Origin of the sequence: Chitinophaga sp. Cy-1792, assembly GCF_011752935.1 — a bacterium.
Classification (GTDB): Bacteria; Bacteroidota; Bacteroidia; order Chitinophagales; family Chitinophagaceae; genus Chitinophaga.
Genome location: NZ_VWWO01000009.1, coordinates 1 through 1,988 on the forward strand (window position 1 = coordinate 1; position 1,988 = coordinate 1,988).

Annotated in this window: 1 protein-coding gene; it reads right to left on the minus strand. The window is 48.7% G+C overall.

Features of this window, described 5'->3' with window-relative positions:
* Nucleotides 1-1,988 (minus strand): condensation domain-containing protein (locus F3J22_RS30205; RefSeq protein WP_167021738.1); only part of this gene is annotated, 1,988 nt, incomplete at both ends.

Here is a 1,988-nt window from a genome sequence, read left to right on the forward strand (position 1 = left end):
AGCGTAACAGTTCCGCTTCATCGATCAGTACTTTGCAGGCACTATCGGCTACAATGTAATCGATACGGTCCTGTGGAAAATCAGGGTCAATGGGAACATAAGCCCCGCCTGATTTCAGCACTGCCAGTAACGCGATGATCATCCGTTCACTTCTCTCCAGTTGTACACCTATTAAATCATCTTCTTTAATATCGTACTTACTTCGCAGATAATGCGCCAGCTGGCTGGAATGTTCATCCAGCTGCTGATAGGTAAAAATCTTTTCTTCAAAAACCAGCGCTATCGCGTCAGGTGCTTTGGCCACCTGTTCTGCAAACAGATGCACCAGCGTTTTTTCTTCCGGATAAGCAGCAGTTGTGTTATTAAAGTCGTATAGCAGCTGCGTTTTTTCTTCTTTTCTTAGGTAATCCAGTTGCTGAATAGCAGTATCTGGATGCGCTGTAATCGCCGCCAGCAGCTGATCTAAATGAGCTGCCATTGCATCTACAGTAACCGCTTCATAGATATCACTGTTGTAAATAATACTCAGCTGTAACTGCGTACCCGCTGTTACAAACTCAAAAGAGAGATCAAACTTGCTGACAGGATCAATAGCTTCCTCATAAGGCTTTATTTGCAGTGTTCCGCTGCTTTGTGCAATAAGTTCATTGATATCTGTTTCCTGCAATACTACCATCACATCAAACAACGGACTGCGGCTCATGTCGCGTTTGAGCGGCAAGGCATCTACCAGCTCATCAAAGGGATAGGATTGATGTTCGTAGGCAGACATTGTTACCTCTCGTACCTGTTCCAGCAGTTGCAGATAGCTATTGCTGCCACTGAAGCGCGTTCTAAGCGCCAGTGTGTTCACATAGAATCCTATTTGTCCCTCCAGGTCGGCGTGTTCCCTGCCGGCTACCGGGCTGCCAAGGATGATATCTTCCTGGCCACTGTAGCGGTAAAGCAAGGCATTCACGGCTGCCACTAATCCCATGAACAGTGTGCTGCCGGTGGACTGCACCAGTGATTGAAGTCCAGTGAGTGCCAGCTGCTTTTGCACCAGCCCGCCGTGGTAAGTCTTTACCGCCGGACGGGGCTTATCTGCCGGTAGTTCCAGCACCGGTAGCTCGCCGCTGAACTGTTCCAGCCAGTAAGCCTGGGACATGGCGGCTGAGCCGGATTGCTGCCATACGGCGTAATCCTTGTACTGTAGCGGTAATACAGGTAGCGGACTGTTATCATGGTAGATATGCAGCAGTTCTTTAATCAGCACACCCATCGACCAGCCATCACTGATAATGTGGTGCATCACATACACAAACACCCACTCTCCTGCTGAGACCTCAGTAACAGCAGCACGCAGCAAGGGCCCCGCACTCAGGTCAAAAGGTGTGTAACAAAAAGCAGATATATCTGTAAGATCTTCTATTTTAAAATCTATAGTAGCAAGGATATATTGACCGACACCGGATTCCTCTTCCTTAAAGACGGTCCGTAGTATTTCATGTCTTGCGATCAGCGTTTTAAATGCAGCTTCCAGTCTGGCGATATCCAATGCGCCGGTTAGTGTATAGACTCCTGGCATATTATAGGCCACACTACCTTCTTCAAACTGGCTCAACACCCATAGACGGCGCTGGGAAGACGACAATGGATAAGACGCCTGCTCTGGCGCCGGGGCGATCTGTGAAAAGATCGTCTTCCGCGACGCAGCGATCAACACCCCCTGTTGTTCCAGTATGCTGTTGGAGAAAAGATCCTTTAACGGCAGCTTCACATCAAAAGCCTTATGTATCAGGCTTCCCAGCCGGGTAGCTTTCAGACTATGGCCTCCCAGGTCAAAGAAATTATCTTTGACACCGACCGGCGTCCTGCCTAATACCTGTTCCCAGATCGCTATTAACTGCGCTTCTATGTTATTACGGGCAGGTATATACGTAGTTCCGCTACTTAATCCAAAGTCTTCCGGAGCGGGCAACTGCCGGCGATCTACCTTGCCATTGGCA